Below are 16,772 nucleotides of genomic sequence, written 5' to 3' on the forward strand. Positions count from 1 at the left end.
AGTCTTAATCTTGTTTAAGCATCGGCATTTTGATGCCCTTCTCTTTTGCTGTTTTAATAGCAATCTCATACCCTGCATCGGCATGACGCACAACGCCCATTCCAGGGTCAGTCGTTAATACACGTTCTAAGCGAATTTCCGCATCCTTTGTACCATCTGCAACAATTACCATACCGGAATGTTGAGAGTAACCCATGCCAACCCCGCCGCCATGGTGTAAGGAAACCCAGCTCGCGCCGCCAACAGCATTAATCATCGCATTTAAAATTGGCCAGTCAGAAACGGCATCACTTCCGTCTCTCATGGCTTCAGTTTCACGGTTTGGTGAAGCAACAGAGCCTGCATCTAGATGATCACGACCAATAACGATTGGTGCTGAAACTTCTCCAGAAGCAACCATATCATTGATAATCTTTCCAAAACGAGCACGGTCACCGTATCCAAGCCAGCAAATCCGAGCTGGAAGACCTTGGAAGCTGATTTTTTCTTGGGCCATCTTCACCCATTTACAAAGATGTTCGTCATCTTTAAACTCACGTAGCAAGGCTTCATCAATTTTGCGAATATCTTCTGGATCACCCGAGAGTGCTGCCCAGCGGAATGGACCTTTTCCTTCGCAGAATAATGGACGGATATAGGCGGGAACGAAACCAGGGAAATCAAATGCATTTTCCACACCTTCATCCTTCGCTACTTGACGAATGTTGTTACCGTAGTCAAACGTTACCGCACCTTTTTGTTGCATAGTAAGCATTGACTTCACATGTAGAGCCATGCTTTGTTTTGAAAGTTCTACATACTTAGTTGGATTTTCTTTTCGTAATGTTGCCGCTTCTTCTAATGTAAAACCAACTGGAACATATCCATTGAGCGGGTCGTGTGCAGATGTTTGATCCGTTAATACATCTGGATTAAAGCCTTTTTCAATCATGATTGGTAAAATTTCAGCTGCATTACCTAATAAACCAATCGATAATGCTTTACCTGCAACCTTTGCTTCTTGAGCCATTTTTAATGCTTCCTCAAGGTCATTTGTTTTAATATCAAGGTAAGCGGTTTCAATGCGGCGGTCGATTCTTGTCTCGTCCACATCGATTGCGATACATACCCCATCGTTCATTGTTACGGATAAAGGCTGTGCTCCACCCATGCCGCCTAGACCTGCTGTTAGAGTGATGGTGTGTTTCAATGTTCCTCCGAATTCCTGACGGGCAAGCTCGGCAAATGTTTCATACGTTCCCTGCACAATTCCTTGGCTGCCGATATAAATCCAGCTGCCAGCTGTCATTTGCCCATACATCATCAAGCCCTTTTTATCTAACTCGTGGAAATGCTCCCAATTCGCCCAAGCTGGAACCAGATTGGAGTTGGCGAGTAACACGCGCGGTGCATCCTTATGCGATTTCCAAACAGCCACTGGCTTACCAGATTGAATCATTAACGTTTCGTCATTCTCCAATTCTAGGAGCGTTTTCACGATGGCATCATAAGACTCCCAGTTCCGAGCGGCCTTACCAATTCCGCCATAAACGACTAAATCCTCCGGTCTTTCGGCAACCTCTTGATCGAGATTGTTCATCAGCATGCGCAGTGCCGCCTCCTGGATCCAGCCCTTTGCATGTAATTCGGTACCTTTATAATTTTTAATGATTCTTGATTTCGCAGTGTTTGTTTCCATTGCTTCCACTCCCTTTTTGTTTTAGGTCTATTTTTATTATAAAAATAAAATCTTCTGAAAAATACGAATGGAACATTAGATAATAGCTAATATTTATCGTTTGAACCAGATTTTTTTTAGATAGTTCGTCCTTATAACCATAATATCTTTAGAAATTAGATATTATCTTTAGGTTTTATTACATAAAAAATAACCCAATCACTTTCCTAATGGGTCCAATTCTGGCTTTATTTTAAGGAACACAAACAAAGTATTAATTTTTATTTTGGAGGGCGGTATGTGCCCTGTGTTCTTCATCTTTTTTTACAAAAATATCATATTGTGTTTGATCCTTAAACCCAGCGTCATTGTGAAAATTCACAGGAGTTTTGATTTTATATTTAACTCCTGCAGCATTTAACTTAGCAATAATCATAAAATATTGATCATGCCCAAACGCCGTGTAAACCAGCTGCCATTTTCTATTAATAAAAAGTTGAAGTAATGAAATGAACAGGAAAAATAAAACCAAGATAATGATTACTGTCTTCATTTTTTCCCCCATCTCCCCACATAAATTAACAAAAATCAGTCTGTTTCCCTCTCGCTTTTAAACATATTCACTTTATTCATACGAAATTCTCTGGGTGAAGTACCTACTAATTCCTTAAACATCCGGCTAAAATAATTAGAATTTTGATAGCCTGCAAGGTTTGAAATTTCTTTAATTGATTTGTTCGTTTCAATCAGTAAGCGTTTTGCTTCCTTCATTCTTATTGCCGTCAATACATCTGTAAAGCTTGAACCGGTTTTAGTGTTCATCATATGGCTGAAATAGGAAGGATTACGGTCAACATACAGCGCCACATCTTCGAGCCTGAGCGAACTATTGGAAAAATGAGTCTCCATAAAGGATATGCCACGTTCAATCGGATCTTGATTATTTCTGGTGCTATTCTCTGCACCTATAAACAATTTTTGAATAAATAAGATGAGATTTTGAACAGTACGGTAAAGGACCTTATCGTACAAAATTGAATTGAAAATATAGCGGTACTCCAGTTCATAGCTTTGGTTCTCGTCTAAGCTATTAGTCTTCATAAATCTTCTAACCTGGGCGAGGATACTCGTAAGCTGGATTCTAACCAATCCTGGATCAGGAAATGGTTCTTGTAATTGTAAAAATTCCTCGTACAGCCACTTCTTTATTTTTTCTAAATCGGTGTTTGTCAGCATGTCGACCCATGCTCTCTGTTCAGGAGGGGCTAAAAAAGGGTCAATATGTACCCATTCTGGTGAGCTTTCAAATTCAGCTACTTGGCGATAGCCTTTATAATAGGTGAACTCCAGCATTTTTCGGGTTTGGAAATATTGTTGATTCAAGCTCATTGCCGAAGTATTTCCTTTATGGACAACGATGGCAAGAGGGTCAGAAAATTCCTCCTCCCATTTTCGCATTGCTTTTTGACACTGCTCTGTTAACTGATGTCCCGTTTCCCTAAACAAAATCACAACCATATCGTCCATTGCGAATATACCTTGGACACCCTTGAAAGGAAATTCTCTTAAGAAAGAATGCAATGAACTTATCTTACTGATACCTTCTGTTTGAAAAGCCGCTAGATGAAAATTTTCTGATAAAGATGGTTGAGAAATAAATAAAGCTTCATATGATATGTCCATATATGTTTTGGGACTAAGAATTCCGTCTACCTGATTTTTGGTTCCAAGTTTTCGTGAGGATTTATGGAAAGAAGATGTAACCTTGGTTGCCGACAAAGGTTTAATCATTAAATCTAACGCTTGCATGTCAATGGCAAGCCGAGCTTTTTCAAAGGTTCCTTCTGCGGAAGTTAACAGTAAGACCGGATCATAGATCTGCATCAGGTCACGGAAGGTTGTCCAATCCTCCTTGGAGATCATATCAATTTCGATTAAGACAACGTCTGGCCTTTCTTGTTCAAACCTAACGACAAATTCCTGGTAATTAGAAGCCAATAATATGTTTGTGACAGGGATGGATGACGTTTTCAACAGCCATTTCAATCCCTCACGTTCATTCAAATCGCGATCGGCAATCAACCACTTTCCTTCCATCGTGATGTCCCTCTTTCTTTCGTATTAATTTTTAAAACAATAGGCTGTACTCATAATACTTAATTTCTTCGAAGCAAATAACTACGCCTTATTTCGCCGATTGGAGAAAATAATACCGAAAACCAGGCTGATTAAAATAGCCATTAAATAAATAGTTCCTGTTGATATCGACAGAAAATTGATGATCATTCCGTAGCTTTTACTAACTAGACTTAACATAATTCCCTTAAAAAATGGTGTGTAAATGATGAGATAAGGGATGAGCACTAAAGGAACTGCCAGCCAATTGTGACCTATTACAAATTTGGTCAATAGAAAAGAAATGATTGCAAACAAAACAGCAAATCCGTAAACAAACCAATTGATGTATTGGAGAGCACGTTCTGGCTGGTCCAAAAAAGCTAATATATTGAGGCATACAACCCAAATGATTGCAAAAATAATTGAAAGAACCTGTGTTTTAAACAAAAATTTCATAAAAAAATCCATCCTCAAATCAAAATAAAATAGTTAACTCCACAATACCCCAAACCAAAAACCCTGTCCATTTAGATAGTCTTAACAAAGAAAAAAGGACAAAATGGTCAATCGACCTTTTTGTCCTTTTTTCTTTCAACATCTTAACCTACATTTAAGCCGAAGTCTGTTGCGATGCGTGCTAGTCCACCTTGGTAGCCAGAACCTACGGCAGAGAATTTCCACTCACCATTGTGTCGGTATAATTCACCTACAATGATGGCGGTTTCAACGGAGAAATCCTCCCCTAAATCATAGCGAATGATTTCTTGGTTTGAATCTTCGTTTACGATTCGGCAGAATGCATTAGAAACCTGTCCAAAATTTTGACCGCGCGCTTCTGCATCATGAATAGTAATAACAAACGAGATTTTCTCCACTTGAGAAGGAACAGTGCTAAGGTTAACTTTTACTTGCTCATCATCCCCGTCACCTTCACCTGTGCGGTTATCACCTGTATGTACCACGGAACCATTTCCGCCCTCTAGCTGATTGTAAAACACAAAATCCTTTTCAGAAGTCACTTTTCCATTTGCTCCTAATAGGAATATACTTGCATCTAAATCAAAATCTTTTCCGCCGTCATAACGATTTGTATCCCAGCCAAGACCGACAACTACTTTCGTTAAACCCGGATTTGTTTTTGTTAAATCAACCTTTTGACCTTTAGACAATGAAATAGCCATAAAAACACCCTTTCTCATCTTAATATTTTATATCACCTTCTATTATAAATAGAAAGTTCATAACAATCGAATCCTACCAAGAATTATTTACCTTACGAACATAATTAAATCAGCAAAATTACAACACTTTCCTTAAGTTTACAAAAATAAGGAATATTTTTCTACCCTTATTTACTCACTCCAATATAATCAAATAGTTTCTGTTCAATTGGTTTTGAGGAGTGAAAAATGGTTAAAATAAGAAAGTCAAATCTAATTAACAAAGTTTGTGCTATAATAAACTGTTAGCAAAACGGGGACACCGTTTATTTTAAGCAAGGAGCGATTTTCTTAATGATAAAAATTGAAATACCTAATCCTGATATAGTGATTACGAAAAAGAACCAAGTTGGAGAAAAAATTGAGGCGCCACTAAGTAGCGTTTATGGATTTACTGATTACAATAAAATCCCTAGAGACAAAGGCGGGATTATTCTATTTTCAAACGCAAATGACGAATTACTATTTGTTGGAAAAGCAAGGAAGTTACGCCCTCGCGTAAAAAGACATTTTGAAGATACTGTTTCGCCGATCAAATTACATCGAGATGAAGTTTATAGAATTGCAGTATGTGTTGTGGAAGATCCGATGGAGAGAGAAATCTATGAAACCTTTATCATTAATACCTTACATGCAAAATACAATATCGATAAAGTTTTTTATAAATAAACTTTCCTAATAGAGAAAAGAGCGGGTAGATACAAAAAACCTGCTCTTTTCTTTTTTTGCTTATTTATTTAACTAATATCGCCATATTTCAGAATCATTTCCTTCTCAATATGACTTGCTCGAATTCCAAACCTTGGTTTGACTACTTCCACATCTTCACCAAGTAAAATCTTGATGGCTTGATAAGGCAAGTTAATCCCTGACAAGCAACTAATGTGCATTCCCCCGCTCATTCGCGGATTAATCTCCAACAGTTTCGGCACACCATTGTTGTTGTATTTTACCTGAATATTGAATACATAAGGCAATCTGAACTCGTGATGAAAATCATGTGCTAATTTAATGAGTTCCGCCTGTTCCACAAGCTCCCTGACTCGTCCATCCCCCTTCATTCGAGGAATAGCAGCATACAACTTTTCATGGGACGATAAACAATCAATACTATATTCTCTGCCTTCTAGGAATTCCAACACCATTAAGTCAGGGAATGTATCTTGCTGGCTCAAAATTTCGCAGGCATGGGCATAGGGAATACGGAAACCAATTCCATGATTGAAAAACTGGTCAATGGACACAATTTGGTCTATTATGACCCGAAATCCGTTGGCACCTTCACCAATCACTGGTTTAAAACAAACCGTATGGCCTTTTTCCTTTAGTTTTTCATACGCCCTCTTAAAATCTTCAACATTATTGACGACATAATAGTCCGGTATCAAAAATCCTGCTGCTCCATTGGATAAAAGTTGATAGGTATCTGCTTTATTATCCATTGTCTCCATCAACTTTGCTTCAGGGCAAACTAGTACCTTAACACCCAAAGCCTCAAACTCACTAAGCCTTTTTGAGATGAGGACATTTTCTTTCCTTGGGACAAAAATATCGATACCATGCTTCTGACAAAATTCAAGACAAAAACCAATATATTCTTCACCAGATATATCTGGCTCGACAAAGGCGTAATCACAATTTTGTAAATAAAGGGCATCTTTGTTCGGATGTGTCCCATAAATGATAAAATTCCGCTTATCTTCATTGAACCGGATCATATCAATATAATGGGAAACCGTTGTAAACCATCTGTTAAACCAAATCTTCATTTAAATCCTCTTCCTTGTTGTATTAAGACCTCTTTCATTATAGTCATTGTTTCTTGTTTTTATAAGCAAAATTTGACAAAAAATTCATATTCCAATGTGGGACATCGAATAAATTGTCTATAAGCCCTTAAAAAACAAAAAAAACGTTCTGCAAAAACAGAAACGCTCTCATTCCATTTTCAAGTTAATAACCTGATACTAAACAAGACTTTTTATATTATTTAATTTGGACGCAAATTCCTTGATGGCCTCATAATCTAAATTGGATTGATCAATGGTTGCACCTCTCACTTTTTTTACAATTTGTTTTTCTAGAAAGTTCATTTCAGATATGAGAAATTCTCCGCCAAATAACCCCATTGCCGTGGAATTTTTGCGTAATTCTTGTGGAAGAAGGCTCTCCATTAGAGCCTTCTTCCTTTTTAGTGATTATGCTGTTTGGATGCACCTCTAACCAAATAGACACGTTCAGGACGGCCCACCGTTCCGTAAGCTAAATCTGCTGCAATTTTTTCCTCAGACATGAGATGTTCAAGATACCTTCTTGCTGTTGTCCTGCTTACGCCTATTTCTTTGGCGACAAATTCTGCTGTTAACCCGAAGTCGACTTTCGACAGGACATCCAAAACCTTTTCAAGTGTAAGCGGATCAATTCCCTTCGGCAAATAAGCTTTCTCGCTAAGGGATCGATCAATTTCTTTTCGCAGCAGCTTGTCCACCTGTTTTTGGGTGACATGGAGATTTTCATTCCTCAATTCAACTAGCTTGGTATGAAATTCCTGATACCTAAGCAATGATTGTTTGAATCTCTCGAAAATCACTGGTTTAATGATATAATCAAACACACCTATACTAATTGCCTCTTGAACCTTATGAATCTCTTTTGTGGCGGTAATCATGATTACATCCATTTGTTTATTTTGCTGCTTTGTTTCTTTAAGTAAATCAATTCCATTCATGTCTGGAAAATATACATCCAGCAAGAGAAGGTCTGGCTGTAGTAGATCAATATAGGTCTTTGCTTCTTGATAACTTGCCGCAATTCCTACCGTTTGAAAACCAGCAATCTGTTCAATAAATCGTTTTTGAATTTCTGCAATTCGTAAGTCATCCTCAACAATTAACACTTCTATATCCGGGTTCTGCTTCATTCAAACACCCCCTGCTTTTTGGTATCGCTACTGTGAAAATGGTCCCTGCTCCTTCATTCGAGGAAAAGGTGATATATCCCCCTAAGCCCTTTATGGCTTTCTTAACAAGACTTAACCCAATCCCCGCATTGCTTTGACGGTTTTTCGTTGAAAATCCAGCTTGAAAAATTTGTTCACTTAAGCTCGGATCAATGCCTTTGCCGTTATCTTCTATTTCAATAATCAATTCTTTTCCCAGGTCAGTTAAAAACAAAGAAACTCTTTTTTCTTCCTTACCATTTTCTCTTACAGCATCGAAGGCATTATTGACCAGGTTACCTATAATTGTGACTAACGTATCCCTACTGATTTCCGCTGGAACATCCATAAAGCTGCTCTCTCGGTCTATTGTAAAATTGATTTTTAACTCGCTCGATAAACTGACCTTACCTAAAATAAAACCGGCAATGATCGGGTCAGGGATTTCCTTCATAAGGAAGCTAATGAAACCTTGCGTGACATCCACTTCCCTTGAAATAAAATCAATCGCTTCTTTATAAGAACCAAGCTGTATCAAGCCAAGAAGTGTATAAAGACGATTGGAATATTCATGTGTCTGTGCCCTTAGTCCTTCAGCATATGCTTTTACATGGGACAATTCCTGAATCAGATTGGAAAGCTCTGACTTGTTTCTGAAGCTAGCAACTGCTCCAATTACTTCTCCCTTTTTATTTAAAATAGGAATACGATTAACCAAAAAAACCTCTCCAAAAATGGCAAATTCCCGATCATACTCCGCAAGACCCGTTCGAACAACTTCATATAGATGCGTATTTTCAAGTACATCTTCAATCCTTTTTCCACGGAGAAAGACCTCTTTCGGAACATTAAGAAATTTATGTGCGGTTTCATTGACTACAGTTATTCGCCCATTCGTATCGACAGCGATAATTCCTTCATGGATGGATTCTAATATGGCATGTTTCTCCTGGTACATCCAAGCTATTTCCTTTGGTTCAAGTCCGAAAATCGCTCGCTTAATATTTAAGGAGATTAATAATGCGGCTAGTAACCCTCCCAGTAATATAATCATTGTTACCATAAAGATTTTTCTTCTAATCTTTGAAACTTCTTTATCAATATCCGTTTGAAGATATCCTACTGAAACCACTCCAATAACTTCGCCATCACTAAATATGGGTGCTTTTCCTCTCAAGGAAGGACCAAGGGTTCCAATCGATTCTGAGATAACCGATTCTCCTTTAAAGACTCGATCATTATCTCCGCCAACCATTTTTTGTCCCAATCGGTTCGGGTCTGGATGTGAATAGCGAATCTCCTTTCGATTCCCGATAACAATAAATTCCGCTCCAACCTGTTTTCTAATTTTTTCTGCGATCGGTTGTATACTAGCAGCAGGATCGGAATTAGAAAAGGCTTTTTGAATATCTGGCATATTTGAGATGGACTGTGCCACCGATAAGGCCTTCGTCCCTTTTTCGTGCTTAAGATTGGATTCCATAATATTTTTAAAAGTTATTTCAAAAACCCCGCCAATTAGGAGGATTAATATAAAAATACCTAACATTAATTTCGTATGTAATCGCATACAAACACCTCTACATTTATCATATAGAAAAAAACCCCTTAAAAAAAGGGGTTTTTTTTAATAATCAGAACTTTAAAAAGATTATCCTTCTTCGTTAATAACGACATTTTTTCCTCTCATCTTCATTATGACCGGAATAACCAACCAAAGAACGGTCAAAATTAAGAAACTTAGTGAGATAGGGCGTGTGAAAAAGGGTCCAAAATCTCCATTTGAAATCGTTAAGGCTCTTCGCAGGTTATTCTCAATCATTGGACCTAGTACAAGTCCTAACACCAATGGTGCAATCGGGTAATCATGTTTATTAAGAAAATAGCCAACTAAACCGCATCCTAATAGAAGCAACAGATCATTAATCGAAACTTGAACCGCATAAACCCCGAAAATAGAGATGGCAATAATGATTGGAATCAAATATTGCTTGGGTGTCTGAATGATTTTTGCAAATACCTTAACAAGCGGGAGGTTGAGTATTAACAGCATGATATTTCCAATAAACATACTCGCAATCAACCCCCACGCAACCTGGGGATGATCTTCGAATAATAACGGACCTGGCTGTACGTTATACATCATCAGTGCCCCCATCAGGATGGCAGTTGTGCCAGAGCCCGGAATTCCTAATGTTAACAATGGGATCATCGCTCCACCTGATGCGGCATTATTCGCAGATTCTGGTGCTGCCACACCAGCAATCGCTCCAGTTCCAAATTTTGAGGGGTCTTTGGAGATCTTCTTTTCTAAAATGTAAGAAAAAAAGGATGCTAGAGTAGCGCCTGCTCCGGGTAAAATCCCGATAAAAAAACCTAAGATGGATCCTCTGGCGATTGGTCCAGCCGATTCTTTCAACTCTTCTTTTGAAGGCAGTAAATTATTAATCTTTGCCATTTGTGTATCTTCTTCATCTTTTTCTAAGATTGTCTTAAACACCTCGCCAAGGGCAAACAAACCTACGGCAATGGTCAAGAATTCAATCCCTTGGTATAACCAAGGAATATCAAAGGTAAAACGGCCTATCCCAGAAACATTGTCAATTCCGATCGTAGCAAGGAGCAGCCCACTTACCGTCATAATTAAGGCTTTCGTAACGGACTTTCCTGCCAATCCGCTAACAGCGCCTAGTCCTAAGAGCATCAGAGAGAAATATTCAGCAGGACCAAATTTAAGTGCTAGATTTGACAATGGTTTCGCTAAGGCAATTAGTGCGACCAACGTGAAGATTCCAGCCACGAACGACCCAATTGCCGCAATCGATAACGCACTACCCGCTCGTCCTTTCTTTGCCATCTGATAACCATCTAATGTTGTCACTACGGACGATGACTCGCCAGGAGTATTTAATAGAATAGAAGTGGTTGATCCACCATACATGGCTCCGTAGTAGACACCAGCGAGTAGAATGATAGCACTAGTTGCGGCTTGTTCAGGAGGAAGTCCTCCCGTAATGGAAGCGGTAACAGGAATAAGCAGAGCAACGCCGCTCATCGGACCAATCCCCGGTAACACCCCAACGGCTGTCCCAATCAAAACTCCAACAAATGCAAAAAGTAAATTATACCAAATAAGTGCCGAACCGAATCCGTGCATCAAATAATCAAGAGTATTCATTACATATCCCCCTTTCCTTCCAAGAAACGTGGTGCCTGACACCATTACTTAATTGACTAAAACCAAATTGGCCAGCCTGGAAGAGTTCCTTTTAATATTTCGACAAATATGAAATAGACAAGGCCCGAAAAACATCCAGCGATTATTAGTGAGGTCAGCCATTTAGACCGTTCCATTGTCTGAAAGCAGACAAAAAGAAATAAAAATGTTGTGATCACATAACCAACTGATTCCAGCGTCAAAATATAGATTAATGTGGCTGCCAATATGATTAAAAAAGGCTTATACTGCAATTTTTCTTTTTTCTTTTCCTGTGTTTTTCCATTAAAGGTTTCATAAAATAAGCGAATACTTAAGATCGTCAGCAAAACCCCCAGAAAAAATGGAAAAATATCTGGACCGACTACACTTCCATACGAAGAGCTTGCAATACTTCTGCTTCCGATAATAAATAGGACTCCTACAGCTAGAAACACTATAGCAGCGATGCGATCAAATTTAATGTCCATCCGCAATCCCCCCAATCCGTGCGATTTTAAAATGAAAGGGAAGGAGAAAGTCGTTCCTTCCCTTTTGGATTACTTCTACTTCTACTTCTGCATTCCTAATGCTTCTAATAATTGTTGTACTTGTGATTCCTGATCTTCTAAAAACTTTTTAAAATCTGCCCCATTTTTATACTCTAATTCCCAGCCTTGTGTCTCGACTTCTTTTTTCCATTCAGATGATTGAACTAATTTATCAATGGTTTTTTCCCAATAACCTTTTGCTTCTTCGGACATTTTTTCTGGACCAAATACACCACGCCAAATCGTAAATTCTGCATCGACACCTTGTTCCTTCGCTGTTGGAACATCTTTAAAGTCTCCTGATAAGCGTTCAGTGGATGTAATCGCCAGCACCCTTACTTTGCCAGCCTTAAGAAACTCTTTTACACTAGAGGCATCCGTCCCAATGACATCTGCGTTTCCTCCAAGTAGTGCGGTAATCGCTTCGCCACCGCCATCATAGGAAACGTATTTAATTTTGGTTGGGTCAACTCCATATTTATAGGCTGGTAAAATGGAAACTAAATGATCCATCGAACCTGGTGCTGAGCCACCAGCAAAAGTCAACTTACTAGGATCCTTCTTTACCTCTTCCAAAACCGATTTTAAATCTTTAAATTTGGAATCGGCTTTAACAACTATTGCTCCATAGTCTTTCGTAAGTTGTGCTAATGGTGTGGTATTCTTATAACCGTACGGACTGTTTCCTTCTTTCTTTAAATTGTTGATAATAATCGGCGGTGAATTGACAAACAGCATGTCATTATTTTCCACTTGCTGGGTTGCATATTCGGCCATAAAAACAGCCCCTCCGCCCCCAGGCTTGTTCTCAACTGTTAGCGGCTGCTTAACTAGCTTTGTTTCACTTAACACTTTTGTAAACGAGCGGGCTGTTAAATCCCAGCCACCACCTGCTCCTGATGGTGCAATGACACTAATAGACTTTGTTGGATAACCGGTTCCTTCCTCTTTTTTACTTGTACTCGCTGTTTCCTTACTGCTGCAAGCCCCCAAACTTAATGCCAATGCACCTGCACACATTACTGCTGAAATTCTTTTGATAGAAAACATTTCATTTCCCCCTTTGTAAACGTTTTCTTAATTTTACAAAAATTTTGAGGTTTTCATAGATTATTCATTTAAACAGCATTAAAAACTTAACTACCATTTTGTTCATAAAGTTCATAGGTTGAATTATTGTTATCAACACGTGAAAGAACTCCTGATTCAGGATCTCAGGAGTTCACAGATTTTCGTTTATAACTTGGACCCAATATCTGGACAAGGTATGCTTAAAAAAATTATTGGAAGGTTTTCTTTAGGTAATTCCCTATTTCGCATACAGCCTTTTTCGCTTCAGGTAAAGTATCACCACTAATTTGCCAGACATGCCACATCTTGTCCCATACTTTAAAAGTGACATCAACACCTGCATGACGTGCTTGTGTGGCGAGCAATTCTGCATCGCTTTGCAAGATCTCATGATTCCCTGCTTGGATGAATAGTGGCGGAAGCCCGGTCAAGTCTGCAAAGACAGGTGATACGAGCGGATGGTTGAGGGTATTCTCATTCCCCGCATACATTAGTGCTGCATCCTTTACACCTTGCACACTTAAATAGGGATCAACCTCCTTGTTTTTACTGTAACTTTCCCCGCTGCTGGTTAAATCGACCCAAGGGGAAAGACAAACAATGGCCCCCGGCATCGGTTCATTTTGATCCCTTAAGACCAAAGTAGCAGCAATGCTTAAGCCACCTCCTGCAGAATCTCCTGCCAAAATAATCTTGGAGGAATCATAACCTTGTCTCAATAGCCAGCGGTACACGGTAACAGCATCCTCGATTGCAGCTGGAAATGGATGTTCCGGTGCCAGACGATACTCCGGAAATAACACCTTTACACCCACCGCTTTCCCAATTCTAGCCGCTAGTGGGCGGTGGGTATTGGCTGAGCAAAATGCATAACCACCGCCGTGTAAATAAAGGATCACCCTATCTTCTAAGATGTCTTTGGAAGTAAGCCACTCAGCGTACAAGCCTTCAATTTCAAGTTGTTCAACCTGGCAGTTTTTTGGGAGTTTTCCCAGTTTTCTTGCAGCCGTGTCGAGCATCTGCCGCTGTTCATCCATCGCTCGATATGATATCCCCTTCTTTAATGCTCTTTTTACCGAAAGTTTAATCCCTTTTTCAAAAAAATAGCTTCGGATACTTGGCATCTTCTTACCCCCATTAATCCAGAATTTGCTAATATCATTATACTAGAAAAACCTTCTATTAAATCAATGCTTTCAACAATATTGTAAATATTCTGTAACCATTCTTCCATTTCCGCCTACCTGTAGTACAATTGTAGTAACTGGTAGATATTTTCGGAGGTTTTCCAATTTATGAAACGACTGACTGACCATTTAATTATCATTTCATTTGATTGCCTTTCAGCCTTAGATTTTCCTAAGTTAAAAGAACTACCACACTTTCAAACCCTATTAAAAAATGGGACCTATGTAGAAAAAGTCGAATCCATTTACCCTTCCGTCACTTATCCTTGTCATGCAACGATTGTCACAGGTAATTATCCGAACCGCCACGGTGTAATTAATAACACACTTCTGCAGCCAGGCATGGTTTCTCCTGATTGGAACTGGTTCAGAGATTGTATTCGAGGAACCACCTTGTATGACGAAGTAAGAAAGGCAAAGATGACAACAGCTGCTCTATTATGGCCAGTAACAGCCAAAGCAAAGATTGACTATAATATGCCCGAAATTTTTGCGAACCGCCCTTGGCATAATCAAATTCTTGTTTCACTGATGAGTGGAAGTCCTCGCTTTCAGTGGGATCTTAATAAACGTTACGGGCATATCCGAAAAGGCCTTAGTCAACCGGAATTGGATGACTTCGTCTTGGAGTCAACCGTCGATACCATTAAAACCAAGAAGCCGAATTTATTGATGGTCCACTTTACGGATTTGGATACCCAGCGGCATTATCATGGTTTTTCTTCGGAGGAAGCACTCGCGGCAATCGACCGCCACAATAGCCGACTTGGCAGAATTATCGAGGCCTTAAAGGAAAGCGGTATCTATGAGAATTCCACTGTGGTTGCATTAGGTGACCATAGTGCATTAGATGAAAATAAAGCCGTCAACCTAAATGTTCTTTTTCATGAGCATAATCTGATAACCACTAATGGAAAAGGAAAAATAATTAATTGGAAGGCATATTGTAAAAGTTGTGATGGCTCTGCATATATTTACATTAAAGACAAACAAGATTTCGCCATACAGGATACCGTAAGACGATTGCTAGATTCCCTATTTGAGAATCCTGAAAACGGGATTGAAAACGTCCTCACAGGGGAACAAGCAGCTGAAAAAGGCGCAGATGGAACATGTTCCTTTATGGTTGAAGCTCAAAGAGGATATTTCTTTTTAGAAGACTTCGAAGGGGAGTTCATCAAAACGATCACGAAGGAGGACGTAAACGCGGATCATAAATACACCTTGGCCTGTCATGGCTATTCACCTGAGAAAGAAAATTATGGAACCATTTTTATGGCAGCTGGAAAAGGGATAACATCAATCACCCTGCCTTCTATCCGTCTCATTGATGAAGGTCCAACATTTGCAAGGCTTCTAGGAGTAAATTTAGGCCAGACAGATGGAAGGACGATAGAAGAAATGTTGAAGAATGAAAAGGGGGAAAATCTATGAGTCGGATGTCAAAGCAAGAAAAGAGCTGGGCGTTATATGATTGGGCAAACTCTGCTTATTCGATCCTAATCACAACCGCAATCTTTCCGCTTTATTTTAAAGCGGCAGCTACCGAGGCGGGACTTGAAGCTTCCACTTCCACTGCTTATTGGGGCTATGCTAATTCGTTTGCCACACTGCTTATTTCGATTTGTGCACCTATTTTAGGAAGTATTGGGGATTTCAAAGGGTTTAAGAAACGATTTTTTACGTTTTTCTTTTCGTTAGGAATTGTATTTACCTTACTGCTTGCTGTCGTACCTAGTAATCAATGGCTATTTTTATTAATTTGTTACATGATTACCGTGATTGGTTTTGGCGGAACAAATATTTTCTATGATGCTTTTCTTGTCGATGTAACGACTGAGGAGAGGATGAACCAGATTTCATCAAAAGGCTATGCAATGGGGTATATCGGAAGTACAATCCCCTTTATTATCAGCATTGCTCTGATTCTATTATCGCAGCAAAACATCCTCCCAATATCTGTTACGGTTGCAAGTAAAGCGGCTTTTGCGATTACCGCCTTATGGTGGGGCTTATTCACGATTCCGATGCTAAAAAATGTCAAACAGGTTTATTATAAAGAATCCGTTCCAAATCCCATTTCCAATGGCTTTAAACAGCTAGTTAAAACATTTAGGAAGATTAAATTGTACCGTCCACTATTTCTGTTTTTAATTGCCTATTTCTTTTATATTGACGGAGTGAATACGATTATTACCATGTCTACAGCATACGGATCAGACCTAGGAATCACTTCCACTAACCTACTCATTATCTTGTTTGCGACACAAGTAGTTGCTGCACCATTCGCGATTTTATTTGGAAAGCTTGCCGATAAATTTAAAGGCAAAACGATGCTGCTAGTTGGAATTTTTGTTTATATCATCATTTGTACGTATGCTTATTTCTTAAAAACTACGTTAGATTTTTGGATTTTGGCGATGCTCGTTGCCTCCTCCCAAGGTGGAATCCAGGCCCTCAGCCGCTCCTACTTTGCGAAACTAGTTCCAAAAGAAAACGCCAATGAGTTCTTTGGCTTCTATAGTATTTTTTATAAATTCGCAGCTATTTTAGGGCCATTCCTTGTTGGATTCACCGCACAGATAACCGGAAATACCAACAGCGGTGTGTTTAGCTTAATTGTTCTTTTCATCATTGGAGGTATCCTCCTCCTACGCGTACCGGAGTCAACCACCATATCACAATCAAATTCTATTTCTCAATAAAAATTTCAAGACCTCATCTTGAGGTCTATTTTTTTTACTAAAATGGTGCCTGACACCAATAATCTTTCAAAATTTCTATATAAAATTAAAACCGATTTTCTTGTAAATTCGTTTATTTATGTAAAGGTA

16 protein-coding genes are annotated in these 16,772 nt (G+C 39.0%); 3 read left to right on the forward strand and 13 right to left on the reverse strand.

The annotated features are described in order from the left end of the window. Positions 1–4 precede the first annotated feature (4 nt). The 5 genes from hutU to AB7942_RS17405 form a co-directional block, all read right to left on the reverse strand. A complete protein-coding gene (hutU, locus tag AB7942_RS17385; RefSeq protein WP_369447845.1) occupies positions 5–1,678 on the reverse strand; it encodes a urocanate hydratase in 1,674 nt (557 codons plus the stop codon). A 253-nt stretch (positions 1,679–1,931) separates the two neighbouring features. Next, a complete protein-coding gene (locus AB7942_RS17390) occupies positions 1,932–2,210 on the reverse strand; it encodes a hypothetical protein (protein ID WP_142292150.1) in 279 nt (92 codons plus the stop codon). Positions 2,211–2,245: 35 nt separating this feature from the next. Then, positions 2,246–3,754, reverse strand: a complete 1,509-nt coding sequence (locus tag AB7942_RS17395) for a helix-turn-helix domain-containing protein (RefSeq protein ID WP_369447846.1) — start codon at positions 3,752–3,754, stop codon at positions 2,246–2,248. Positions 3,755–3,835: 81 nt separating this feature from the next. Then, positions 3,836–4,231: a hypothetical protein gene (locus AB7942_RS17400; protein ID WP_369447847.1), complete on the reverse strand. Its 396-nt coding sequence runs from the start codon at positions 4,229–4,231 to the stop codon at positions 3,836–3,838. 143 nt (positions 4,232–4,374) lie between these two features. Continuing rightward, complete coding sequence (locus AB7942_RS17405) at positions 4,375–4,956, reverse strand: TerD family protein (protein WP_088086991.1); 582 nt, start codon at positions 4,954–4,956, stop codon at positions 4,375–4,377. 333 nt (positions 4,957–5,289) lie between these two features. Between AB7942_RS17405 and AB7942_RS17410 the strand changes: the two genes are divergently transcribed. After that, a complete protein-coding gene (locus AB7942_RS17410; protein WP_088086990.1) occupies positions 5,290–5,664 on the forward strand; it encodes a nucleotide excision repair endonuclease in 375 nt (124 codons plus the stop codon). A 68-nt stretch (positions 5,665–5,732) separates the two neighbouring features. On the opposite strand, the gene AB7942_RS17415 is transcribed toward AB7942_RS17410, so the two are convergent. From AB7942_RS17415 to AB7942_RS17450, 8 genes are all read right to left on the reverse strand, one after another. Beyond that, on the reverse strand, positions 5,733–6,764 hold the full coding sequence (locus tag AB7942_RS17415; RefSeq protein WP_369447848.1) for an ATP-grasp domain-containing protein: 1,032 nt from the start codon (positions 6,762–6,764) through the stop codon (positions 5,733–5,735). A 198-nt stretch (positions 6,765–6,962) separates the two neighbouring features. After that, positions 6,963–7,169, reverse strand: a complete 207-nt coding sequence (locus AB7942_RS17420; RefSeq protein ID WP_369447849.1) for a hypothetical protein — start codon at positions 7,167–7,169, stop codon at positions 6,963–6,965. A gap of 17 nt (positions 7,170–7,186) precedes the next feature. Next, positions 7,187–7,915, reverse strand: a complete 729-nt coding sequence (locus tag AB7942_RS17425; RefSeq protein ID WP_369447850.1) for a response regulator — start codon at positions 7,913–7,915, stop codon at positions 7,187–7,189. After that, complete coding sequence (locus tag AB7942_RS17430; RefSeq protein ID WP_369447851.1) at positions 7,878–9,503, reverse strand: ATP-binding protein; 1,626 nt, start codon at positions 9,501–9,503, stop codon at positions 7,878–7,880. The genes AB7942_RS17425 and AB7942_RS17430 overlap by 38 nt, the downstream gene beginning before the upstream one ends. Before the next feature lie 81 nt (positions 9,504–9,584). After that, positions 9,585–11,111, reverse strand: a complete 1,527-nt coding sequence (locus tag AB7942_RS17435) for a tripartite tricarboxylate transporter permease (protein ID WP_335712913.1) — start codon at positions 11,109–11,111, stop codon at positions 9,585–9,587. 56 nt (positions 11,112–11,167) lie between these two features. Beyond that, positions 11,168–11,620, reverse strand: a complete 453-nt coding sequence (locus AB7942_RS17440) for a tripartite tricarboxylate transporter TctB family protein (RefSeq protein ID WP_369447852.1) — start codon at positions 11,618–11,620, stop codon at positions 11,168–11,170. Between the two features lie 81 nt (positions 11,621–11,701). Further along, on the reverse strand, positions 11,702–12,730 hold the full coding sequence (locus AB7942_RS17445) for a Bug family tripartite tricarboxylate transporter substrate binding protein (protein WP_369447853.1): 1,029 nt from the start codon (positions 12,728–12,730) through the stop codon (positions 11,702–11,704). A 230-nt stretch (positions 12,731–12,960) separates the two neighbouring features. Further along, positions 12,961–13,875 (reverse strand): alpha/beta hydrolase, encoded by a 915-nt coding sequence (locus AB7942_RS17450; RefSeq protein ID WP_369447854.1) that lies wholly within the window; start codon positions 13,873–13,875, stop codon positions 12,961–12,963. A 171-nt stretch (positions 13,876–14,046) separates the two neighbouring features. On the opposite strand from AB7942_RS17450, the gene AB7942_RS17455 reads away from it, so the two are divergent. Both AB7942_RS17455 and AB7942_RS17460 read left to right on the forward strand, forming a co-directional pair. Then, complete coding sequence (locus AB7942_RS17455) at positions 14,047–15,372, forward strand: alkaline phosphatase family protein (RefSeq protein ID WP_369447855.1); 1,326 nt, start codon at positions 14,047–14,049, stop codon at positions 15,370–15,372. Next, a complete protein-coding gene (locus tag AB7942_RS17460) occupies positions 15,369–16,643 on the forward strand; it encodes an MFS transporter (RefSeq protein WP_369447856.1) in 1,275 nt (424 codons plus the stop codon). The genes AB7942_RS17455 and AB7942_RS17460 overlap by 4 nt, the downstream gene beginning before the upstream one ends. The last annotated feature ends 129 nt before the right edge of the window (positions 16,644–16,772 follow it).

The sequence above is a fragment of the Neobacillus sp. BF23-41 genome (assembly GCF_041106275.1).